17 protein-coding genes and 1 pseudogene are annotated in these 22056 nt (G+C 69.6%); 7 read left to right on the top strand and 11 right to left on the bottom strand.

Annotated features, from left to right (window positions below):
• Positions 1-33 precede the first annotated feature (33 nt).
• The 8 genes and pseudogenes from ACQP2T_RS42955 to ACQP2T_RS42990 all read right to left on the bottom strand — a co-directional run bounded on the left by ACQP2T_RS42955 (position 34) and on the right by ACQP2T_RS42990 (position 9268).
• Complete coding sequence (locus ACQP2T_RS42955) at positions 34-1725, bottom strand: ABC transporter substrate-binding protein (protein WP_433510595.1); 1692 nt, start codon at positions 1723-1725, stop codon at positions 34-36.
• Positions 1722-4103, bottom strand: coding sequence for a glycoside hydrolase family 2 protein (locus ACQP2T_RS42960; protein ID WP_433510596.1), 2382 nt, complete (start codon positions 4101-4103; stop codon positions 1722-1724). The genes ACQP2T_RS42955 and ACQP2T_RS42960 overlap by 4 nt, the downstream gene beginning before the upstream one ends.
• Before the next feature lie 92 nt (positions 4104-4195).
• Entirely contained in the window at positions 4196-5218 is a 1023-nt protein-coding gene (locus tag ACQP2T_RS42965) for a LacI family DNA-binding transcriptional regulator (protein ID WP_433510597.1), read from the bottom strand.
• Positions 5215-6450, bottom strand: a complete 1236-nt coding sequence (locus ACQP2T_RS42970) for a CoA transferase (protein ID WP_433510598.1) — start codon at positions 6448-6450, stop codon at positions 5215-5217. The genes ACQP2T_RS42965 and ACQP2T_RS42970 overlap by 4 nt, the downstream gene beginning before the upstream one ends.
• Before the next feature lie 69 nt (positions 6451-6519).
• On the bottom strand, positions 6520-6888 hold the full coding sequence (locus ACQP2T_RS42975) for a YybH family protein (protein ID WP_433510599.1): 369 nt from the start codon (positions 6886-6888) through the stop codon (positions 6520-6522).
• Between the two features lie 105 nt (positions 6889-6993).
• The gene (locus tag ACQP2T_RS42980) at positions 6994-7785 is read right to left on the bottom strand and encodes a YbfB/YjiJ family MFS transporter (protein WP_433519907.1); all 792 of its coding nucleotides are present in this window, start codon (positions 7783-7785) and stop codon (positions 6994-6996) included.
• Positions 7777-8340: pseudogene (locus ACQP2T_RS42985) on the bottom strand (YbfB/YjiJ family MFS transporter); the annotation flags it as partial. The gene ACQP2T_RS42980 and the pseudogene ACQP2T_RS42985, both read right to left, overlap by 9 nt.
• Positions 8341-8557: 217 nt before the next feature.
• Complete coding sequence (locus ACQP2T_RS42990; RefSeq protein WP_433510600.1) at positions 8558-9268, bottom strand: SDR family NAD(P)-dependent oxidoreductase; 711 nt, start codon at positions 9266-9268, stop codon at positions 8558-8560.
• A 212-nt stretch (positions 9269-9480) separates the two neighbouring features.
• Between ACQP2T_RS42990 and ACQP2T_RS42995 the strand changes: the two genes are divergently transcribed.
• From ACQP2T_RS42995 to ACQP2T_RS43015, 5 genes are all read left to right on the top strand, one after another.
• On the top strand, positions 9481-10425 hold the full coding sequence (locus tag ACQP2T_RS42995) for a LysR family transcriptional regulator (protein ID WP_433510601.1): 945 nt from the start codon (positions 9481-9483) through the stop codon (positions 10423-10425).
• A gap of 128 nt (positions 10426-10553) precedes the next feature.
• Entirely contained in the window at positions 10554-11957 is a 1404-nt protein-coding gene (locus ACQP2T_RS43000) for a glycoside hydrolase family 28 protein (protein WP_433510602.1), read from the top strand.
• An 88-nt stretch (positions 11958-12045) separates the two neighbouring features.
• Entirely contained in the window at positions 12046-13281 is a 1236-nt protein-coding gene (locus tag ACQP2T_RS43005; protein WP_433510603.1) for a barstar family protein, read from the top strand.
• Positions 13282-13338: 57 nt separating this feature from the next.
• Positions 13339-15942, top strand: coding sequence for an ATP-binding protein (locus tag ACQP2T_RS43010; RefSeq protein ID WP_433510604.1), 2604 nt, complete (start codon positions 13339-13341; stop codon positions 15940-15942).
• Positions 15943-16056: 114 nt separating this feature from the next.
• A complete protein-coding gene (locus ACQP2T_RS43015) occupies positions 16057-16815 on the top strand; it encodes a hypothetical protein (protein WP_433510605.1) in 759 nt (252 codons plus the stop codon).
• Positions 16816-16980: 165 nt separating this feature from the next.
• On the opposite strand, the gene ACQP2T_RS43020 is transcribed toward ACQP2T_RS43015, so the two are convergent.
• The 3 genes from ACQP2T_RS43020 to ACQP2T_RS43030 all read right to left on the bottom strand — a co-directional run bounded on the left by ACQP2T_RS43020 (position 16981) and on the right by ACQP2T_RS43030 (position 20689).
• Positions 16981-17154: a hypothetical protein gene (locus tag ACQP2T_RS43020; protein WP_433510606.1), complete on the bottom strand. Its 174-nt coding sequence runs from the start codon at positions 17152-17154 to the stop codon at positions 16981-16983.
• Positions 17155-17410: 256 nt separating this feature from the next.
• Positions 17411-17872 (bottom strand): GNAT family N-acetyltransferase, encoded by a 462-nt coding sequence (locus ACQP2T_RS43025; protein ID WP_433510607.1) that lies wholly within the window; start codon positions 17870-17872, stop codon positions 17411-17413.
• Positions 17873-17947: 75 nt separating this feature from the next.
• On the bottom strand, positions 17948-20689 hold the full coding sequence (locus ACQP2T_RS43030; protein WP_433510608.1) for a protein kinase domain-containing protein: 2742 nt from the start codon (positions 20687-20689) through the stop codon (positions 17948-17950).
• A 257-nt stretch (positions 20690-20946) separates the two neighbouring features.
• Between ACQP2T_RS43030 and ACQP2T_RS43035 the strand changes: the two genes are divergently transcribed.
• Both ACQP2T_RS43035 and ACQP2T_RS43040 read left to right on the top strand, forming a co-directional pair.
• Positions 20947-21324 (top strand): DUF4440 domain-containing protein, encoded by a 378-nt coding sequence (locus tag ACQP2T_RS43035; protein WP_433510609.1) that lies wholly within the window; start codon positions 20947-20949, stop codon positions 21322-21324.
• A gap of 148 nt (positions 21325-21472) precedes the next feature.
• The gene (locus ACQP2T_RS43040) at positions 21473-22054 is read left to right on the top strand and encodes a hypothetical protein (protein WP_433510610.1); all 582 of its coding nucleotides are present in this window, start codon (positions 21473-21475) and stop codon (positions 22052-22054) included.
• The last annotated feature ends 2 nt before the right edge of the window (positions 22055-22056 follow it).

Below are 22056 nucleotides of genomic sequence, written 5' to 3' on the forward strand. Positions count from 1 at the left end.
GGGCGCGCGGCCCCGGTCGCGTCCTCGTCGTACTTACTGCACCGGCTGGAGGTTCTTGGCCACGATGCCGTTGTCGGGGTGGGAGAAGGGCAGGCCGAGCGCGTACGGGTTCTGCTCGCTGGGCCAGCCGGTGACGTTGGTGGTCCGGAATTCGGCCAGGGCGCTGGACTGCTGCAGCGGGATGTAGGGCAGGTCGGCCACGACGGCGTCCTGGATGGCGTAGATCGCCTGCTTGATCGTGTCCGTCTGCTCCGGCGGGGTGTCGGCGATGACCTTCAGCGCGGCGTCGACGGCCGGGTTCTTGTAGCGGGCCATGTTCTGGTTGGCCGGGGGGATGTTCTTGCTGTTGAGGATGTTGTCGTACATGTAGTACGGGTGCGGTCCGCCGTAGGCGTTCCACATCATCAGCTGGAAGTCGCCCTTCTGCTGCATGTCGACGAAGGCGTTGAAGGAGACCTCCTTCGACCTGAACTCGATGCCGATCTCCTTGAGCTGCTGCTTGATGACCTGGGCGGCCGAGACGTAGTCGGTCCAGCCGCTCACCAGGTGGCAGGTCAGCGACAGGCGCTTGCCGTCCTTGGCGTAGTAGCCGTCGCCGTCCTTGGCGTATCCGGCCGCCTCCAGGGTCTGGCGGGCCTTGTCCTGGTTGTACTCCAGCTTCGCGGTGGCGTACTTGGGCGAGAGGTAGTCCTGGAAGAGCGGCAGCACGATGCCCGCCGGGCTGGCCGGCTTGCCGAGCCCGGCGAACGCCAATTCGATGATCTTGTCGCGGTCGAGCCCGAGGTTGATGGCCTGCCGCACGGCCAGGTCGTTCATGGGGGCCTTGGTCAGGTTCGGCACCAGGTTGGTGACGTACAGCTGGGACTCGTTCTTGTAGGCGTTGTGCTCGGGGTCCTTGGCCACGAACTGCTTGTCGGGGTCGGCCATGAACATGCCGCCCCAGTCGAGCTGCCCGGTGACCATCGCCTGGAGGGAGGCGTCGTTGTTGTTGTACGACCAGAAGCGCATTCCGGCGATCTTGGGCTTGCCGGTGTCCCAGTGGGTCGGGTTCTTGACCATCGTGTAGCTCTGCGGCGTGAACTCGCCCATCATGAACGGCCCGGTGCCCACCGGCTTGGTGTTGGTCTCCTTGCCGGGCTTGTCGATCTTCTCCCAGATGTGCTTGGGCACCATGTACTGGTGACCGGCCACGTCCCACAGTTTGGTGTACATCTTCTCGGTGAAGCTGATCTTCACTGAGGTGGGGCTGAGGACCTGGGCGTCCTTGATGTTGGTGCCGGCCGCGTTCAGGTCCTTCTTGTCGCGGCGGTAGAGGAAGTTGAAGGCGACGTCCTCGGCGGTGAACGGCTTGCCGTCGCTCCACTTCACCCCGTCGCGGAGGGTGAAGGTGATCGACTTGCCCTCGTCGCCGAACTCGTACTTGGTGGCCAGCAGAGGCTGGACGTCACCCGACTTCGACTGGTTGAAGAACATGAGCGTCTCGTAGATCATCCCCCAGGTGCCCAGGAGGTTGGGCGCGCCCTGGACCAGGGGGTTGAGGTTCTCGTTGAACTGGCCGGTGCCGGCGATGACGTTCACGATGGTGTCCTTGGCGGCGCCTCCGGAGGCCGACGCCGGGCCTGAGGAGGGGGCGGTGCTGCCGGCGGTCAGTGGCACCCCGCCGCCCGAGCAGGCGGTGAGGAGGGCAAGCGCCGCCGCTGCCACGATCACCATGGTTCTTCTCATGTACTTCTCCCAGGGGGGTTAGGAAGGAGAGCGGAGCGGTCGTTCACCCACCTCATGGGCACATCAGCCCCGATTTCCCGATTTATCGTGAAGCGATGGCTTTCGCCGGGCAGGAGGGTGATGAGCTGGTCATCCACCTCGGCGTCGGGGTGCACCTGGTCAGGGAAGATCGCCAGATCCCGTACGAGCGTGTGCGCGCTGACGATCACGTCACGCCCCTCGACCGTCACCGTGCACCGCCCCCCGGGCAGGTCGAGGTCCTTGTCCGGCAGGAAGAACCACAGCGCCCTGCGCTCCCCCGCGCGCACCGCGATCAGCTCCCTCGCCGGGTCGGCCGGCTCGCCCACGCCAAGAGGTACCGTCACCACGCCGCGCGGCGGCACCTCGAGGTCGAAGCTCTCGGCCCGCAGCTCCGTACCGTCCACGCCGAGCCGCGCGGCCACCGCGCCGCTCACCCACGGCTCGTCGGTGTCGTTGACCGCCACGAGCGCCAGGCCGCCGTCGCGCGGCTGCACGGTCAGCAGCCGGTCGGCGTACGCCCGGCGCAGCGCGTGGTACAGCGGCTTCCTGCGCCCGTCACCGTCGATCGCGGACCACGAGGTGACGGGCCAGCAGTCGTTGAGCTGCCACACGATCGTGCCCGCGCAGTGCGGCCACAAGGACCTGAAGTGCTCGACCCCGAGCTGGATCGCCCTGGCCTGGTTGACCTGCGTCAGGTAGTGCCAGTCGGCGAAGCCCGTGGGCGGCGCGAAGTGCGGCTTGAGCCCGGCGGCCAGCTTGAGGTCACCGTCGATCGCCTTCTGGTGGAGGCGCATACCTGGCGAGTCGGGCGTGAGCGGCTCGTCGCTGATGGCCCGCTTGATGGTCGCGTACGTCGCGGGCCCCTGGAAGCCGAACTCCGCGACGAAGCGGGGCCGGTATTCGCGGTAGGCCGTGTAGTCGCGTTCGTTCCAGACGTCCCAGATGTGGATGTTGTGGTGGTCGGGGTCGTTGGGGTGGACGTCCATCGACCCCGAGTACGGGCTGCCCGGCCAGTACGCCCGGCCCGGATCGAGCTCGGCCACGATGCCGGGCAGCAGGTCGAGGTAGTAGCCCCCGCCCCAGGTGCGCCCGGCCAGCCGCTCGGGCCAGTGCCAGTCGAACAGGCCCCAGATGTTCTCGTTGTTGCCGCACCACAGGGCCAGGCTCGGATGCGGCATGAGGCGGGTGACGTTCTCGCGGGCCTCGGCCTCGACCTCCGAGCGCAGCGGCTCCTCCTCCGGATAGGCGGCGCAGGCGAAGGGGAAGTCCTGCCAGACCAGCAGCCCCAGCTCGTCGCACAGGTCGTAGAAGTCGTCGCTCTCGTACAGCCCGCCGCCCCAGACGCGCATCAAGTTGACGCCCACCTCGCAGGCCTGCGCGAGACGCTCGGCGTAGCGGGCGCGGTCGATCCTGACCGGGAAGCAGTCGTCGGGGATCCAGTTGACGCCCTTGGTGAAGATCAGGCGGCCGTTGACCACGATCGTGAAGGCGCCGTCGGCCGTGTCCAGCTCGACCGTCCTGAAGCCGATCTTCCCCTGCCATCTGTCGAGGTCGTCGCCGAGCGTCACGGTCAGCTCGTGCAGCGGCTGCTCGCCGTACCCGCGTGGCCACCAGAGCTCGGGCTGGTGAATGTCGACCTCAAGTACCGCCGTGTCCGATGGGAGCGCTCCCACGACAGACCTGCCGCAGACAGTGGCGGTGATCTGCAGTTCCTCCTGTACGGCGCGCTCGACCTCGATGTGCACGGCGACCCGGGCGACACCGTCCTCGACGGTCACCACCGGCCGCACGGCGGCCAGCCGGGCGCCGCTCCACTCGTGCAGCCCGATCGACCGCCAGATGCCCGCCGTGACCAGGGTCGGCCCCCAGTCCCAGCCGAAGCTGCAGGCCATCTTCCTGATGAAGTTGTAGGGCTCGGTGTAGGCGCCCGGCCGGTCGCCGAGCTCCTCCTTCAACCGCTCGGCGTACTCCCGAGCCGGCCGGAAGGTCACCGCCAGCCGGTTACTGCCGATGCGCAGCGCGGGGCGGACGTCGAACCGGTAGGAGCGGTGCATGTTCGCGGTCTCGCCCACGCGCACGCCGTTGAGCTCGATCTCGGCCACGGTGTCGAGCCCTTCGCAGACCAGATCGGTGCGCTCGTGCTCGGTGCCGTCCCACGAGAACTCCGTCTCGTAACGCCACTCCGTACGCCCCACCCAGGCCAGGCGGGTCTCGTTGTCGTCGAGGTAGGGATCCGGGATCAGACCGGCGGCGAGGAGATCGGTGTGCACGCAACCGGGCACGGTGGCCGGAGCCCGCACGTCGCCGCTCGCCGAGCGGACGGTCCAGGAATCGGTCAAGGGGCGGAACGGGGTCATCAACCCTCCGGATTCGAGCAGCGGAGATTAGCCGCCATGCCATCACTAAACCCGTTTAGTTGCAATGACTGATCGCGGACATTTCCGCGCGATTACTGAACCGATTCAGGGCAGGGGGCCGTGCTCCCCCTGTTCACCAGGCGCGGCTCGGCCTGCCGCGAGTCGGCCACCTCCCGGCCCTGGACCAGGCTGAGCAGCGACCGGGCGGCGTTCGCGCCGAACGCGGCGATATCCCTGCTCACCGCCGTCAGGTGCGGCCGGGCCAGCAGGCACAGGGCGGAGTCGTCCCAGGCCACGACGGACAGCTCGGCGGGCACCGAGAAACCCGCCTCGCGAGCGGCGGCGGTGCCGGCCACGGCCATCACGTCGTTGTCGTACACGATGGCGGTCGGCCGTTCGGGTCCGCGCAGCAGGTCGAGGGTGGCCCGCTCGCCGCTCTCACCGCTGTAGTCGGCGTACACGGTGACGGCCGTCACGCCCAGCCTGGCCGCCGCCTCCCGCATCGCGGCGGTCCTGACCTGGGTGTGCCTGAGCTCCTCCTGTCCCGCGACCCTGGCGATCCTGCGGTGCCCCAGCCCGGCCAGGTGCGCCATCACGACGCCGATCGCGCCGGCGTCGTCGCTCCAGATGGCGGGCAGCCGCCCGGTACCCTCTGGTCCGCCGATGACCACGGCGGGCAGCTTCAGCTCCTCAAGCACGGCGATCCTGGAGTCCTCGGCCCGCAGGTCGACGACGAAAACCCCGGCGACCCGGTGCTGCGCCCACCATTTCCGATAAATCGCGATTTCGGTTTCGGGGTCCTCGGTCATCTGCAGCAGCAGCCCCACGGACTCCGCCGACAGCGTGGCCTCGATGCCGGAGATCAGCTGCATGAAGAACGGCTCCAGCCCGAGCGTACGCGCCGGCCGGTCCACGACGAGGCCCAGCACGTCGGGCCGCCCGTCGAACAGGGCCCGTGCCAGGCTGTTCGGCTGCCAGCCCAACTCGGCGGCGATGGCCTGGATACGGCGGCGAGTCTCGCTGGAGACACCGGGACGGCCGTTCAACGCGAACGACACCGCGCCCTTCGACACGCCGGCCCGGCGGGCGATGTCGTCGATGGTGGGTCGCTTCATTCGGCCGTCCCTGGATTTACCGGTTCAGTTATAACCCCATGCTCGCGCAGCGTCGCGACGTCCTGGGCCGACAGTCCGAGCTCGGCCCGCAGCACCTCGCCGGTGTGCCGGCCCACCTGCGGCGCCGCCGCGGGCGGCGACTGCTCCCCGTCCATCACCACGGGCGAGCCGGGCGCCCAGTGCTCGCCGACTCCCGGCTGCTCGACCACGCCCATCAGCGGGTTCTCGCCCAGCTGCGCGGCCAGCTCGGTGAAGCCGCGATATCTCGACCACAGCACTCGGCCGGCCCGCAGCGCCGACTCGGCCTCGGCGAGCGTACGGGCCTCGAACCAGCCCGCGAGCAGTTCGCCGAGCACCTTGCGATGCCGGTAGCGGGCCGGCTCGTCGGCGAAGTCCACCCCGAGCGCGGTGGCCAGCGCGCTGACCACGTCGGTCAGGCCGGTCGCGGCCAGCAGCCCGCGCCAGTGCCGGGCGGTCAGCGCCACGACCATCAGCCGCCCGCCGTCGGCCGTGGTGAAGTCGCGGCCGAAGGTGCCGTAGACGTAGTTGCCGCCGCGTTCTCTCGGAGTGCCGCTCAGCTGCGCCTCGGCGAGGTAGCCGAGGTTCCCGGCGGTGGCCAGGGCGACGTCCTCCAGCGCGACCCGTACCTGCTGCCCCTCGCCCGTCAGCAGGCGGTGCCGCTCCGCGGCCAGCAGCCCGACCGCCAGGTACAGCCCCGCGGTCACGTCCCAGGCGGGCACCAGGCTGTTCACCGGCTCCGCCACGTCCTCCGGGCCGGTCAGCAGGGGGAACCCGGTCGCCGCCTGCACCGTGTAGTCCACCGCGGCCCCGCCGTCCCGGCGGCCGGTGAGCAGCACGTGGATCACGTCGGGGCGGCGGGCGCGCAACGCCTCGAAGGACAGCTCCGGGTAGCGCTCGGAGTTGCTGATCACGATCCCGCCGCGTGGCCCGCCGCTGACGATCAGCTCGCCCACGAGCGCGCGGCCCTCCTCGGCGGACAGGTCCACCTCGATGGCCCGCTTGCCCTTGTTCAGCCCCGACCAGTACAGGCTCGTCCCGCTCTCGGCCAGCGGCCAGCGCGTACGGTCGACCGCGCCGCCGATCGGCTCGACCCGGATCACGTCGGCACCCAGCTGGGCCAGCGTCATCCCGCTCAGCGGGGTCGCCACATAGCTGGAGATCTCGACGATCCGCAGGCCGCTCAACGGCTGCGAGCGCCGGGTGTCCGTCACCGGGCCGCCCCCTTCAGCACGAGGACATCAGCAGTGAGACGATAGCCGCCCTTTCCGCGCTTCAAGGGATCAAGGCAGCCGTGAGACCTGATAGTGATCGATCAGCCAGTTGTCGCCGGCCCGCCGCGCCAGCACGCACAGGTTGACCGTCACGACCGGCCGGTCGGTGAAGGTGAAATCGACGTGCAGGTAGCCGAGGACGAGGTTGTCGGCCATCCGCCGGGTCTCCAGGATGTTGTACGCGGCGGTCATGCCGAGCGGCTGCGAGTCGTAGTACTCGGCGACGCTCTCGGGACCGATGCCGTACGGGTGCAGACCTTGGAAGATCGCGTCGTCGGTGAAGTACGACGCCACGCGCTTGGGGTCGTGCGCGTCGACGGCGCTCTTCCATCGGTCGAGGACGGTGTGGAGGATCTCGGCCTCGGCGGTACTGGTCATGGCGCTCTCCTGTCGGTGGTCGGTCGGATGCCGGTGGTCGGTCGGATGCCGGTGGTCGGTCGGATGTCAGCGGTGGGCTGGGTGGATCGTGATGGGCATCGGCGCTCAGCTCCCGCGGGCGGTGTCGACCCGTCGGGGCAGGGGGCCGAGGTGATGCGGGAAGCGGTGGCGCAGCGCGGCGGTCGCGACCGCGGCCAGCGCGACGAGGGCGGCGCCGACGAGCAACGCCTGGTTGTAGCCGTGGTGCAGGAGCGGGGTGACGACCAGGGGGCCGAGGATCTGCCCGACGCTGTAGCCGGTGGTGAGGATCGCGACCGCCCGCGGGATCCGCAGATGGGCGCCGACGGCCAGGGTGAGGGAGGCGATGCCGAGGAACGTGGCGCCGAACAGCACCGCCGAGACCAGAGCCGCCGCGACCCCGCTGACCAGGACCGGTAGCGCGATGCCGACGGCCTGTACGACGAGCGCGACGAGAAGGAGCGTCGGCCGCGACCACGTACGGCTGAGCCAGGCCCACAGGGCCGACGACGGCAGGGCGCCCAGTCCGACGAGGATCCAGGCGGAGCTGCCGACCCAGCCGGGCGCGGTCTGATCGATCGCGGCGACCAGGAAGGTGCCGGCGATGATGTACCCGGTCCCTTCGAGGGTGTAGCCGACCAGCAACGCGCCGAACCAGCGCAGCCCGACCGCGCCACCGCGCCCGGACGGGACAGGCGCCGCATCGCGCGGGACCGGCGCCGCGTGAGACGGGACCCGCACCACGTGGGACGACGTCGGAGCCGCGTGGGACGGGACCGGGCCCGCGCCGGTCGGGACCCGCACCGCGTCGGACGACGTCGACGCGGCGTGGGACGACGTCGGACCGGCGTGCAGCGGCCAGGCCAGGACCGTGAACACGGCGGTCAGTGCGGCCGTGGTCCACCACGCCTCCTGCCACGTACCGGCGGTGCGGAGGATCAGCACGACGACGCCGGACAGGGCGATCCCGGCGCCGATGCCGCCGAAGGCCCAGCCGGTGAGGTGGTGGGCGTGGCCGCGTAGCCCGGTGAGCATCGCGTTGACCGCGACGACGAAGATCAGCGAGCTCGCGACCCCGGCGACCAGCCGGAGCAGCCACCAGAGCGCGCCGACGTGCGTGAGCGGCATCAGGGCCAGCGTGGCGATCAGGATCACCAGCGACAGGCGCAGCGTCGTCCGGGAGGCGGCCATCGTGGGGGCGATGATCGCGGCGACCGCGCCGAGGAGGTAGCCGATGTAGTTCGCGGTGGCCAGGCTCGCGCCGAGCTGCGGCGACAGCCCGGCTTGCGCGAGCATCAGGGGCAGGATCGCGGTGTAGGCGAAGCGGCCGATGCCCATGCCCGCCGCCAGCGCCGCCGCGCCCTGCCCGACGACCCGCCAGGGCCGCGCCGACGAGGTCGCCTCGATCGTCTGCTCCGGTACGGCTGTCAACATGCGCCTTTCTCTCGGCTCTTACGGCCATCGGGGCGGTCGGCGCCTTTACGGCGAGTGGGCCTTTCGGCAGGTGGGGCGGTCGGCGTCTTTACGGCGGGTGGGGCGGTCGGCGTCTTTACGGCAGGTGGGGCGGGCAGCGGCTCTTTCGGCAGGTTGGGGGCGGGCGGCGCCTGGGGTCACCGACCGCCCCCGCCCTGCCTCGGGCCCAAGGACCAGCTCAGTGACCGGCGCTCTGGCCGCCGTCGACGTGCAGAATCTCGCCGGTGACGAACGGAGCGTGCTCGAGATAGATGATCGCGTCGACGATGTCGCTGATCTCGCCCATCCGCCCGACGGGATGCAGTGCGGCCAGGAATTCGTGGGTCTCGACCGGGTGCATCGGAGTGCGGATGACGCCGGGCGCTACCGCGTTGACCCGGATGCCCCGGGTGGCGTACTCGGTGGCCAGCGACTTGGTGACCGCGTTGAGGCCACCCTTGGTCAGCGACGCCAGCGCGGACGGCACCTTCTTGTCAGCGTGATCCACCAGGCTGGTCGTGATGTTGACCACGTGTCCACCATTGCCCTGGTTGAGCATCGCCTCGATGGCCCGCTGGGAGATCTCGAAGAACCCGCGCAGGTTGACCCCGGTCACGAGGTCGTAGTCCTCGTCGGTGTAGTCGGTGAACGGCTTGGACACGAAGACGCCGGCGTTGTTGACCAACGTGTCGATGCGGCCGAACGCCTTCAGCCCCTGCTCGATGACATGCGCCCCGACGGCCGGGGCGGCGATGTCGCCGGCGACGGCCCGCACCATGGGGTCGTCGGAATCCGCGATCGACCGGGAGTTGGCGACGACCGCGTAGCCGAGCTTGCGGTAGGCGGTCACCAGCGCCGCGCCTATGCCCTGGGAGGCACCGGTGATCACGGCGACCTTTGGCGTACTCATTGCTTCCCCCTCGTGAGTGATGGTGGACGTGTGGCACCCGCACCGCTCCTGGGCGGTGCCGGCGTGGGGGGAATGGCTCAGACAGTGGGCGGCCGGGTCCCGACCTGCCCTGGGGCCATGGATTCCATCGTGCACCCAGCGGTCGCCGTGGCGCCACGACGGGCTTGCTCTCTGCTGGTAGGCATAGCCTCCTACCGCACTACGATGGGCGGGTGGAGCTACGCCAGCTGCGCTATTTCGTGGCGGTGGCCGAGGAGCTGAACTTCGGCCGCGCCGCGGCCCGGCTGCGCATCGCCGGCCCGTCGCTCTCCCAGCAGATCAAGGCGCTGGAGCGGGACCTGGGGGTGCGGCTGTTCGACCGGGACCGCCGCTCGGTCACGATGACCCCGGCCGGAGAGGCGCTGCTGGCCCCGACCCGGGCGCTGCTCGAACAGGCCGACGAGTTGCGCGCGTCCGCGGCCCGCCTGTCCGCCCCCGAACCGGTCCGGCTCGGGTACGTGAACTGGCGGCCCCCCGACCTGGCCACCCGCATGTCCGGCATAGCGCAGCTGCACGTCGACGCGTGGGTCATGCCGTCGCACACCCAGGTCGGCCGGGTCGCCGACGGCAGCATCGATCTGGCCATCTGCTGGGTTCAGGCCGACGATCTGGCCGCCTACGAGCTCGACGCTCGGCTGATCGGCGCGGATCGGCTCCACGCGGTCTCCGCGGGCACCGACGCGTCCGCGGTCCGAGCCAGGGAGACCCTGGTGCTGCTGGACACCGACACCGTCACCTGGGATTCCTGGAACCGCTACGCCAAGGAGTTCGCCCGCGACACCGGATCCCGGACCGTGCACATCGACGACGGCGGCATCACTGGCGCGGCGTTCTTCGACCACGTACGCCGATTGCGCCGCCCCGTCATCAACTCACCGAAGGGTCAGACCACTCCCCTGCCGCCCGATCTCGTCCGGCGGCCGGTGGTGGACCCGTCGCCGTACTGGACCTGGGCCCTGGTGTGCCGCCACGGCGAGAAGCGCGGCGCTGTACGGGCCGCCGTCGAAGCCCTGACCCGTGACGTCGGCAGGCTCGGCCTGGACGCCGATACGGCCTGGCTGCCGGTCGGCGACCCGTTCCGCCCGCCCGCACCGGGCGGGGGTCACAGCGACGATTAGCCCCGCGCCGCAGAGGCCGGCAGGAGATCAAGCGAATCTCATCATTTCCTTCGTCAAGAATTGAATTCCGTCCGGACCGCATTTACGCTCCAGAGATCCGATGTCTCCGCACCCCCCCGGTGGTGACCATGCCATCCAGACGATCTCTATTGAAGGCCGGCGGCGCTCTGGCCGCCGCAACACTCGTCCCCGGAACCGCGTCGGCGCAGGCCGAGGCCCGATCAGCGGATCCCTGGCACCAGCTGCCGGGCATCCTGCGCAAAATCCGGCCTCCTCGCTTCCCCAACCGAAGGTGGGATGTCACCGCGTTCGGCGCCGTGGGTAACGGCACGACCGACTGCACGGCCGCGTTCAAGGCTGCGATCAGCGAGTGCCACCGCAAGGGCGGCGGCCGGGTCGTGGTCCCGCCGGGACGCTTCCTCACTGGGGCCATCCATCTGCTCAGCAACGTGGAGCTGCACGTGTCCGAGGGCGGCGTGATCGCCTTCAGCACCGATCCGAACGCCTACCTGCCGGTCGTCTTCACCCGGTGGGAGGGCACGGAATGCTACAACTACAGCCCGTTCATCTACGCCCACGGTCAGCGGAACATCGCCGTCACGGGCAAGGGCACGCTCGACGGCCAGGCCAGGCAGGGCCCGTGGGAGAGCTGGTACGCCAACAGCGGCCCACAGGGCGCCGACCAGAGGGCACTGCGCAAGATGGGCGACGACGGCGTACCGGTCGAGCAGCGTGTGTTCGGGGCAGGCCACTATCTGCGCCCCGCCATGGTCCAGTTCGTGAAATGTCAGAACATCCTGGTCAGCGACCTCACGATCCTCGAACCGGCCATGTGGACCGTGAACCCGGTCCTGTCCACGAACGTCACCGTGCGCGGCATCACCGTCGTCAGCACGCTGTACAACACGGACGGCTGCGATCCGGAGGCGTCGTCGTACGTGCACATCCATGACTGCCGCTTCAACACCAACGACGACTGCGTGGCGGTCAAGTCGGGCCGCGACGCCGATGGCCGCCGGGTGGGCGTGCCCAGCGAGAACATCGTCGTCCAGGACTGCGCCTTCTCCGGCCGCTGGGGCGGCATCACGGTCGGCAGCGAGATGTCCGGCGGCGTCCGCAACGTCTTCGCCGAGCGGTGCGTGATCAATTCCCCGGACTTCCCCGGCAACTACCCGGTGAAGTACCCCGTCTACATCAAGGCCAGCAAGAAGCGCGGCGCCTACATCGAGGGCGTCTACGTACGCGACTTCACCGGCCAGAACGTGGACCGCGAGGTGATGTTCGTCAACATGGCCTACAACAGCAACGAAGGAGGCACCGAGCCGGTGTCGGTCCGCGACATCCGGATGGAGCGGACCAGGCTCGACGGCGCCGACGCCGTACTCAACCTCGTCGGCCTGGAGACCGACCACCTGACCGGGGTGCGCTTGGAGAAGTGCGCGTTCACGAACATCACCGGCACGAACACGATCGCGTTCACCGACGACCTGACCCTGCGCAAGGTGTTCGTGAACGGCGTGGAACAGCACTGAGTGGCCTTACCTTCAACGGGCATACGATGATCGGCACGCGCGGCAAGGTCTGGCCGGGAACGGTAGCTCGTCGGTGATCGGGGGTCGCATGAAGCCGGTGTGGACGTGGGATCAGGACGGGCCGCCGCGGTGGCTGCTGATCGACGAGTACACCGATTCCCCCGATGTCACTCTGGGGGTATGCGCTGACATCGACGGGCTGTTCGTCGATCCCGAGCCGCTGTCGGCGCCGGAGACGTACACCCTGCTCGGCTGCGAGCCGGTCGGCCCGCTGCTCGAAGCGCTGCGGGGACCCAGTGGCGCGAGCGCCTGGCTGCCCAGCGTCGTCCTGAGCCCGATCCACGATCCGCGACGGCCGCGGTCGGGTTGCCTGGACTACGGCTATTCCTGTTCATGCGAGGAAGAGCTTTTCGACGTCACCGTCATCGGCCACCGCCGGTCGAAGGTGCGGGATGGCCTGCTGGATATCGAATTACGGGGATATATCCGCTTTGACGAGGACAGCGAATATCCGTCGGAAGAGCCGCCCGATGGGACCGGGTTCCGGCTCTGCGGCGTCGATGACCAACCGCTGGGCACCTGCCTGGACACCGTCGGGGTCTTCCACGCGCGGCCGCTCCCGGACGCGCATCCGGTGACGCTGATCGGCTGCCGTCCCGAAGCGCCACTGCGAGCCGCAACCGAGGCCCGCTCCCCCAAGCGACGCCTGGTCCAAGCCTCGATCCAAGCCGTCGACGCCGCCGGTCTCGCGGTGGGGACACACAGCATGTTCAGCGCCACCGTCGTCGAATCACGTCCCTCGCGCCTGGGTGACGGGCTCGTCGACATCACGTTCGACGAGCCCGTCCACAACCCTCTGCCCGTCGGTGCCCGCCCGATCTGGCAGATGTGGTACGAGGGCCGCCCGACAGAGCCCAACCTGTGGGCCCACCTCGACCGAACCCTGCAGCACACGTGGTCGCGCGCGGCCCTGGCACACCATCCGTACGAGCGACCGGACCGTCCGGCCGGGCGCACGTACCAGCTCGATGGCCGGTACGTCACCAGCATCGACAGCTTCTACTGCGCCATCGGCGAGGCGATCAACGGCCCGGGCGGCTACTTCGGCTGGAACACCGGTGCCCTTGCGGACTGCCTCAGCTGGAAGTGGGGGGCCAGGACGCCGTTCCGGCTCATCTGGCACGACGCGGACGTGGCGCGTCGGCACCTCGTCCCCGGATACGACCGGCCGGAGTACAGCCGATGGACATGGGGACCGGCGATCACCCTGGAAGACCTGCTCAGCATCTTCACCGAGAAGGGGGTCGAGGTCGAACTGCGCTGAGCGGCGCCGCCCCCGAACGGCCTTACGGTTTCCGAGGATTTATCGGATACTGCGGGCATGCGGTTGCTGGAGCGGGAGCCGTCGCTGGCGGCGCTGGCTGAGTACGCGGCCGAGGCCAGGCAGGGTGCCGGGCGGCTGGTTCTGGTCTCGGGTGAGGCGGGCGTCGGGAAGTCGGCGCTGGTGGAGCGCTTCCAGGAAGAGCTGCCGGATGCCCGTTGGTCGTGGGGGATGTGCGACGGGCTGTTCACTCCGCGCCCGCTCGGGCCGCTCTTCGACGTGGCGGACCAGCGTCGCGGCGCGCTGCTGGAGCTGTGTCGCGCGGGGGCCGGACGTGAGGAGTTGTTCCGCGGGTTGCTGCACGAGGTCAGTGAGCCCGGGACGCTGAACGTGGTCGCGGTCGAGGACGTCCACTGGGCCGACGAGGCCACCCTCGACATGCTGCGCTTCCTCAGCCGGCGGCTCTGGAACGCCCCGGTGCTGGTCATCGCCACCTACCGGGACGAGGGCCTGGCAGCGGATGATCTGTTCCGGGTCGCCCTGGGCGATCTGGCTTCGCAGCGGTCGACGCGGCGGCTCGCGCTGGCGCCGCTGTCCGCCGACGCGGTGGGGCTGCTGGCCCGTGGGAGCGGGTGGGAGGCGTCCGCGCTGCACCGGCTGACCGGCGGGAACCCGTTCTACGTGACCGAGGTCGTACAGGCCGGGGTCACAGAGGTGCCCCCATCTGCGCGGGACGCGGTGCTGGCACGCGCGACGCGCCTGGACGGCGGGTCCCGTCAAGTGCTGGACGTGGCGGCGCTGACCGGGACCAGGGTCGAGTCGCGATTACTGGAGTCGGTGACCGGCTGCCCGCCGTCCGCCCTGGACGAGCTGCTCGGGTGTGGGCTGGTGATCGAGGACGGCCCGTGGCTGAGGTTCCGTCATGAGATCGCGCGGCTGGCAGTGGCGGGGGCGGTCTCGGCGCATCGCGGCCGGGCCATTCACGGCCTCGTCCTGACCGCGCTGGCCGACCTGGGGTGCGACGACGAGGCCCGGATGGCCTTCCACGCCGAGGCGGCCGGCGATGCCGAGGCGGTCCTGCGGCACGCGCCCGCCGCCGCCCGCCGTGCGGCGTGGCTGGCCTCGCATCGTGAGGCGGCGGCGCAGTTCCGGCGCGCCCTGCGGTTCGCGGACGGGGCGGACGCCTCGACGATCGCCCGGCTGTACGAGGGGCTGGCCGACGAGGCGGCGCTGCTCGACCAGTGGGAGGACGCGGCCGACGCCTGCGAGCACGCGCTGGCGCAGTGGCGCGCGGCGGGTGATCGGCTGCGGGAGGGCGACGCGCTGCGGCGGCTGTCGCGCACCCTGTGGAACCTTGTCCGCGCGGATCAGGCGGTCGCCGCCGTCGAAGCCGCCGTGTCGGTCCTGGAACCGCTCGGGCCGAGCGTCGAGCTGGCCTGGGCGTACGCCATCTTCGCCAACCGGCGCATGCTGCAGGCCCAGCACGACGCGGCCATCGACCTGGCACGGCGGGCGCAGACGATCGCCGAGCGTCTGGGCGCCACCGACGTGCTCAGCGATGTGCTCAACACCATGGCGGCGTCGGCCGCGGCCAAGGGCGAGGACTGGGTGGGGGGCATGCGCCGGGCGTTGGACCTCGGTCTGTCCGGGCATCACCAAGATCAGGCGGGCCGGGCGTTCGCGAACTTCTGCGCCACGTACGTGAGCGAGCGGCAGTTCGCCGAAGCCGAGCCTTTGCTGGTCGAGGGCCTCGCCTATTGCGATGAGCGGGATCTCACCACGTACGCGATGCACCTGCGCAGCGAGCAGGCCACCATGATGGAGCGGACGGGACGCTGGGACGAGGCGGTGACGCTCTGCGCCGAGATCCTCGCCGTCACGCCGCTCTCCTCGTGCAGCCGGTTGTGCATCGTACGCAAACTCGGTGCGATCCACGCCCGCCGGGGCGAGCCCGGCGTCTGGGCGTATCTCGACGAGGCAGCCGAGATCGCCGACCGTACCCGCGAGCCGCAGCAGATCGTGCCCGTACGGCTCACCCGCGCCGAGGCGTACTGGCTGGAGGGGAAGGCGGAGCACGCCCGCCGCGAGGCCGAACTGGCCGCGGACACCTCCGAAGGGTGCGACGCCTGGGATCTCGGCGCGGTCGCCGTCTGGCTGCGGCGGACCGGCTCTCGCCGCCGGGCGCATGGCGCGCACGCCGAGCCGTACCGGCTGGAACTCGGCGGTGACGTGGCCAAGGCCGCGCATGCCTGGACCGAGCTGCGCTGCCCGTACGACGCCGCGCTGGCCCTGGCACAGGCGCCACGGGAGCCGGAGCTCCGTCAGGCCCTGGAGATCCTCACCGGCCTCGGCGCCTTCCCCGCCACCCGCATCGTCAGGCGCAAGCTCCGCGAACTCGGCGCCCGGTCCCTCCCTGCCGGGCCGCGGGCGGCGACCCGAGGGCATCCGTTCGGGCTGACCCGGCGCGAACACGAAGTGCTCGCCCTGCTCTGCGCCCGGTGCACCAATGCCGAGATCGCCGCGAAGTTATTCATCTCCGCCAAGACCGTCGGTCACCACGTCTCGTCCATCCTCGCCAAACTGGGCGCCCCGAGCCGCAACGCCGCCGCCGACCAGGCCATCAGGCTCGGCCTGGCCGAGAGGGAGCCCAGGGCGGAAAGTTAGGCATCGCCCGCCGCAATATAGGGATCGGCCACCGATCCCCACCGCCGCCCCGTCCTCGTACGGTCGAGCCACTCACCACGGCACGGGGACTCACTACGGGGATAAGGGGGCGGCATGACGCGGAGTACCAGCCCGTCTGTCATGGACATGGACATGCGGCCGATCATCAGCGAGGGTCGCGCCGACCTGCTCATGGAGCTGCTGCGGCACATCATCGACCTGTTCCAGCCCACGGACTCGCGCGCCGAGCGGTGCCTGCTGGAACTGGGCGCCCTGCTGGCACGGCAGGATCATCCGCCGGTCGGAGGTATCGGCCGGTCGGCCGCGTCCTGCCACCGCTGGGGACGGCAATGGCGGATCGAGCTGGCCGGCCGGACCGCGTACGTCGAGCACAGCGTGGGGATGAACCACCTGGCGCTCCTGCTGGCCAACCCGTACCAGGAGATCTCCGCCCTCGAACTGGCCGCCGGATCCACGCTCCCCGGCCAGTCGGCGGGCCGTGACGGCGAAAGCGCCCAGCCGGTGCTCGACGACCTGGCCAAACGCCGCTACATGCAACGGCTGTCGCACCTACAGGCCGAGATCGACGAGCTCGAGTCGATGAACGACGCGGAACGGGTCGCCGCGGTACGCGCCGAGCGCGACTGGCTGCTCGACGAGCTGGCCGCGGCCACCGGCCTCGGCGAACGGACCCGCCACTTCACCGGCAGCGCCGAGCGCGCCAGGGTCGCGGTGGGCAAGGCCATCAGACGTACGCTGAACCGCATCGCGGAGGCCGATCCGGTTATCGGGGATGAACTGCGCACCACCGTGCAGACGGGCATGCGCTGCTGCTACCAGCCCAGTTGGCCACGGGCCTACCAGGACAGGTGAACCTAGTGGTCCGGCCGGCTGCGCCATGAGGTCGAGCTCGGCGAGACGGTCGATGGGTGTACGCGTTGTCCAACGATTTCGCGCGCGTGCCATGCCTCAGCGGCCGGCGGTGCTGGGGCGCCGAGAAAGGGGCCCAACCTGGTGAAGGGCTGGGTCCCTTCGCGGCTAATGGTGGTGCTTGAAACAGCCGAGCAGCCCCCACAGAACGGCGCCGCCGGCGGCGAGACCGGTCAGGAGTGCGGCGGGCCACGTGGAGCCGTCCGCGAGCATGAGAGCGGTCGAGATGCTGGTGGAGGCGACTATCGCGAGCGCTATGAGCAACGCGCGTTGCAAGTCCATACGAACCAACTCCTGTCCAACGAAGAACCCCATCCGAAGCAGGCTCCATGCGCGCCGTGCGCAGTGGACGCCGTCCGGGGTGGATCCAGTAGGAGAAGGCCCTCTACCTGGCACGATACGGGGCCTTGCCGCACGAGCCCCCGTTTTCGCGCAGTTTTGACATTGGCGTGTCTCAACGAAAACGCGCCCTACCGAATCGCCGATGGCGCGATCACCAACTTCTACGCCATTCGCAATCCAGACACCCGGTTCCGCGTCAGATCAGCCGATAGGAGCGTTCAGGGACCCTGCGGACCATGAACACGTCCACCGGGTCCTCGGTCTCCAGGGTGAACCCGTGCCGCTCGTACAGCCGCCGGGCCGGGCTTCCCTGCAACACGTTCAACCGGACAGGGACACCGTCACGGTCGCACCGATCCAGCAGCTCGCGCAGGACACCCGAACCGATGCCGGAACCCTGCAGGTGCGGGGCCAGGAAGAAGTGCTCCAGCCAGCGGGCGTCCTCGGCTTCCCGTAGCGCCACGCAGCCGGCGAACTCGCCGCCGACTTCGATCACCCAGGTGTGCGACGGGTCGTAGGCGTCCCTCATGCGCTGCCGTACTCGCTGCTCGTCGTACCGGCCGAGCCGCTCCAGATCCGCCCGCATCACCACGGCGCGTAGCTCGACCATCGCCTCGATGTCCGCCGCCAAAGCCCGCCGAATGCCCCAATCCACCATGATGCGGCACTTTACGGCACACGTGCCGCCCTCCGTAGCCAGGGATGCGGTGCAGATCCGGCGCGTTCTGCGGTGCTATGTGGCGCGCTTGGCGTCTGGGCCGCTCGCCGAGCCCATGGCCTGCTTGGTGATCGATGCGACGAGGGCGTTGAGCGCCGTGTTCCGCAGGGAGTCGTCGGTGATCTCCCGGGCGAACTGCTCGGCGCGGTGGACATCTGTCGCCGCGAACGCGGCAGCCGCGATGTACCGCAGATGATCCCGGCCGGGACCGTGGTATTCCCGCAGGAGCCGCTCAACGGCCTGCGGGTTCGGCAGGGCGGTCTCAGTGATCGACAGGTACGCGGTCGATCGCGCGGCCAGGGCGACCTCCAGCAGGTGGCGCAGGATGGGAACGGTTCGTTCGGGCCCGGAGTCGGCCCATGCTGTCGCCACGGCCAGCAGAGTTCTGGCGACGCGCTGCAGAGCATTCTTGTCGAGCCGTGTCTTGCCGGGCTGTCGCGCTCGGGTCTCAGCGAGGTCGATGAGGCGCATGGCCAGCTCCGGGTCGGCGGCGACGACGTCTTGGGCGACCGTTGTCAGCCGCCACGCGTCCAGGTCCGTGGCGTCGACGCGGCTCGTGAGGTACTGGGTGGCCTGCTGCGCGGTTTCCGGGGCCACGGTGGCGCCGACCTGCGCGATCTTTCCCATCGCGAGGAGCGCCCATGTCGCCTCGGCTTCGAGGGCGGTCTGGTACGCGGTGTCGAGCCACCACCGTGCCTGCAGAGGGTTGGTCTCGGCGATCTCGGCGGTCATGCCGGCGAATGCCTCACTCCGATCTCGGGCATCAGTGATCAGCGAGGCGATGGTTTCGGCCCGCGACGGGTCACACCATGCCGCGCCGATGGCGATGTAGCTCAGATGCGACGGACCGTAGTACCTCTTGTCGGCGCCTGCCTTGGGCCGGACTCCCCAGCGGGCCCACCAGGGTTCGGGCTTCACCGGGGCCGGTTCCTGGGCTGCGAGTTTCGCGAAGCTCTGTTCGGCCGCGTCGAGCAGAGGCCGATGATCCTGCCCGGCCGAGGCCGCCGCCTTGAGGCTGTCGCCCCAGGCAGATGAGCGAATGTACGCCTCCCGGATCTTGCTGATGATCTGTTCCGCCCGGGCGGGATCGACCTTCGCGACCTCCACAGCGGTCCACTTGAGTGCGAAGTTCCGCTCGCTGTCCTGGCCCGTAACGTCGAGCGCGGTCGCTTCGGCGAGATCGATCAACTGCTCGGCGTGCCGCCGATCGGCGGCGTAGCCGATCTTGGCGATCTCCGCCAGCGTTTGGGGCAGGACGAACGTGTAGCCCGGGTCGGGTGGGATCATGCGGGCTGCTTCTACTGCCTGGGCCATCAGCCTGGTGGCGCGGTCAGGCGCATTGACGGCCATCTTGTCGGCCATGGCCGCCAGCGCCCTGGCTCGCGGCTCGGGATCGTCAAAGGCCACGACACGCCGCTCAACGCCGTCGAGCAACGCAAGCGCTCGCTCAGGATCCACCGCGATGAGCTGGCCGACCAAGTACTCGAGCATCTCGTGTGCCATGGGGTTCGAGTCATCGTCCAGGAGCTGAACGATGAGTTGTTCGGCGTGACCGATCAGCCGCTGGACGCGGTCGGTGTCGGGCAGTTTCTCGGCGAGGGCCAGCAGAGCCGCTGCTCGACATCCCTCCGAGGGGATGCGCCGCAGATACTGCTCCGCGTGGTCGGGATCGGCCTCGACGATCGCGAGGGCGACTCCGTACAGCGCCTCTTCTCGCTCATCGGGATCGTCGATGGATCGAGCGATCTGCAGGGCGTGGTCGATCTCCGGATGGCGCCCCGGATCGACGGCCCGCCCAGGGATCGAGGCGGCCCGCCCAGGGATCGAGGCGGCCCGCCCAGGGATCGAGGCGGCCCGCCCAGGGATGGAAGCATCGCCAGAAGGCTCGGAGAGGTCCTCTTCGAGCTGGGTGATCAGCGCGGTGACCGTGGGCGGGAGCCATGGCATGGTGCTTTCGGCCGACGCGGCGAGCCGGTCGAGGAGATCGACGGGACCGGGCCGGTGCTCAGGAGTCTTGGCCAGGCAGGCGCCCACCAGGTCGACCAGGTCCTTCGGCAGGCCGGTGAGGTCGGGGTCGTCATGGAGGATGCGGTACATGACCGCGTGGCCCTGGCCGGTCCCGAACGGGCCGCAGCCGGTGGCGGCGAACACCAGCACCAACCCCAGCGAGAACACATCGCTGGCGGGACCCACCTTGTCACTTCGGATCTGTTCGGGGGACATGAACGCCGGAGTGCCGATCACGGCCCCCGTGACGGTGTGGGAGGTGGCCTCCAAAGCGCGGGCGATGCCGAAGTCGATGACCCGGGGACCATCGACGGCCAGGATCACGTTGCCGGGTTTGAGGTCGCGGTGCACTAGTTGGTGTTCGTGGATCTCGACCAAGCTCTCGGCCAGGCCCGCGCCCAGCACACCGATCGCCGCAGACGGCAGCGGTCCGTGCGTGGCGACGGCCTGGTGCAGGGACGGGCCGGGGATGTAGGCGGTGGCCAGCCACGGCGGATCGGCGCCGGTGTCGGCCTTCACCACCTCCGCGGTGTAGATTCCGCCGACCTTCCGGGCCGCCGCCACCTCGTCCGCGAACCGGCGCCGGAACTCCGCATCACCGGCCAGGTCCGACCGCACCACCTTCACCGCGACCGGCCGGCCTCCCCGGGACCAGCCCAAGTACACCTGCCCCATACCGCCGCCGCCCAGCCGTCTCGTCAGCCGGTATGGCCCCACCTGGCGTGGATCATCGGCCCACAGCGGCTCCATATGCCACCCTTTCCGCTGAACAACCCGGTACGCACGACAAGCACACCCTTTCAAGAAACGAACTGTCCGGGGATCGACTTGGTTCCATGCGCACGACTGATCAGCGGCTCACGTTGTCACCGGGCGGGCCCGAGATGACGTGACGCGGGCCAATTTTCGGCCATCGCCAGGAAGGCAGTCCAGGGCATTAACCGGACAAATTGGGAGGGCATTTTGTCCGGTGACCATTCCGGTTCTCCCGCTTATGCTCGGAGAACATGGAGACCACGGAGAAAGAGACGGTTCTCGACCTTCAACGGCAGTTCGACGCGGCGGAGCTGGCCGCCGACGCCGGACGCCTGCGTGAGTTACTGGCCGACGACTTCCAGTCGATCGGGCCCAAGGGATACGTGCTCGACAAGGAGCAGTGGATCGGTCGCCACGCCCAATTCCAGTACCACGCCCTGGACACCAGCCAGATCGACATCCGGATGTACGGCGACGCCGCGATCGTGCGCAACGTGCAGAGCAACCAGGCGACCTCTCACGGGCGGGCGGTGGCGCTGCGGGTGCGGGTGTCCCAGACGTGGGTCAGGCAGGAGGGTTCGTGGCGGCTGGCGGGCATCCAGTTCAGCCCGATGGCCGACGACGCATAGCCCATCCCCATCTCCGCATATGCCGCCTTATGTCCGGCAAATGTCCTAGCCCAATGTCCGGTAAATGTCCGGTTGCTGTCCTGGCCCGGTGATCCGCCGGGATAGAAGATGAAGGCCACTGCGCGATCCCCCCAAGGCGGTAACCACGATGACGACACAGACGACCCCTCCACTCGGCCGGGTGCTGCGGCACTGGCCGATTCTGGTCGGGGTCGCGACCGCCGTGCTCATGATCCTCGACATGGCCACGGGCCTCGAACTGGCCAAGGTACTGGCCGCCTCCGCGGTGGTCTACCTGGGCGCGGCCGCGTTCGGGAAACCCGGCTCGACCTGGCCCGTGTTCTTCCTGACCTTCGCCGTCATCCTGGCCGCGGACCTCATCGATGACGACTTCGAGGCGACCTGGGCGGTGCTGGGCCTGGGCGTCCTGCTGGGTGGCTACGGTCTGCTGCGCGGCTACGGCCCCCTGCGCGGTACGCGCCCTGAGCCCGGTGGGCTGCCGTTACAGCTGCTCGCCATGCTCGGTTTCGGCGCCGCGGCCACGATCGCGCTGTTCGTCAACCCGGCGGTGGGCAGCTACCTGGTGGCGCTGGGCCTGCTCGGCCACGCCGCATGGGACGTCTACCACTACCGGGCGAACCGAGTGGTGACCCGGTCGCTCGCCGAGTTCTGTCTCGTGCTCGACACCGCCCTGGCCGTGGCGATCATCGTCCTGACGGCGACGGCCTGACC

This window comes from Nonomuraea sp. CA-143628, assembly GCF_050942315.1.
In the GTDB taxonomy this organism is placed as follows: Bacteria; Actinomycetota; Actinomycetes; order Streptosporangiales; family Streptosporangiaceae; genus Nonomuraea.

Excerpts from the sequence above, each read along its gene's own strand:
- ACQP2T_RS43025 (WP_433510607.1), bottom strand. The coding sequence starts at position 17,872 with ATGGTGGATTGGGGCATTCGGCGGGCTTTGGCGGCGGACATCGAGGCG.
- ACQP2T_RS42965 (WP_433510597.1), bottom strand. The coding sequence starts at position 5,218 with ATGAAGCGACCCACCATCGACGACATCGCCCGCCGGGCCGGCGTGTCG.
- ACQP2T_RS43005 (WP_433510603.1), top strand. The coding sequence starts at position 12,046 with ATGAAGCCGGTGTGGACGTGGGATCAGGACGGGCCGCCGCGGTGGCTG.
- ACQP2T_RS43000 (WP_433510602.1), top strand. The coding sequence starts at position 10,554 with ATGCCATCCAGACGATCTCTATTGAAGGCCGGCGGCGCTCTGGCCGCC.
- ACQP2T_RS42960 (WP_433510596.1), bottom strand. The coding sequence starts at position 4,103 with ATGACCCCGTTCCGCCCCTTGACCGATTCCTGGACCGTCCGCTCGGCG.
- ACQP2T_RS42975 (WP_433510599.1), bottom strand. The coding sequence starts at position 6,888 with ATGACCAGTACCGCCGAGGCCGAGATCCTCCACACCGTCCTCGACCGA.
- ACQP2T_RS42955 (WP_433510595.1), bottom strand. The coding sequence starts at position 1,725 with ATGAGAAGAACCATGGTGATCGTGGCAGCGGCGGCGCTTGCCCTCCTC.
- ACQP2T_RS43030 (WP_433510608.1), bottom strand. The coding sequence starts at position 20,689 with ATGGAGCCGCTGTGGGCCGATGATCCACGCCAGGTGGGGCCATACCGG.
- ACQP2T_RS43010 (WP_433510604.1), top strand. The coding sequence starts at position 13,339 with ATGCGGTTGCTGGAGCGGGAGCCGTCGCTGGCGGCGCTGGCTGAGTAC.
- ACQP2T_RS43040 (WP_433510610.1), top strand. The coding sequence starts at position 21,473 with ATGACGACACAGACGACCCCTCCACTCGGCCGGGTGCTGCGGCACTGG.
- ACQP2T_RS43035 (WP_433510609.1), top strand. The coding sequence starts at position 20,947 with ATGGAGACCACGGAGAAAGAGACGGTTCTCGACCTTCAACGGCAGTTC.
- ACQP2T_RS42990 (WP_433510600.1), bottom strand. The coding sequence starts at position 9,268 with ATGAGTACGCCAAAGGTCGCCGTGATCACCGGTGCCTCCCAGGGCATA.
- ACQP2T_RS43020 (WP_433510606.1), bottom strand. The coding sequence starts at position 17,154 with ATGGACTTGCAACGCGCGTTGCTCATAGCGCTCGCGATAGTCGCCTCC.
- ACQP2T_RS43015 (WP_433510605.1), top strand. The coding sequence starts at position 16,057 with ATGACGCGGAGTACCAGCCCGTCTGTCATGGACATGGACATGCGGCCG.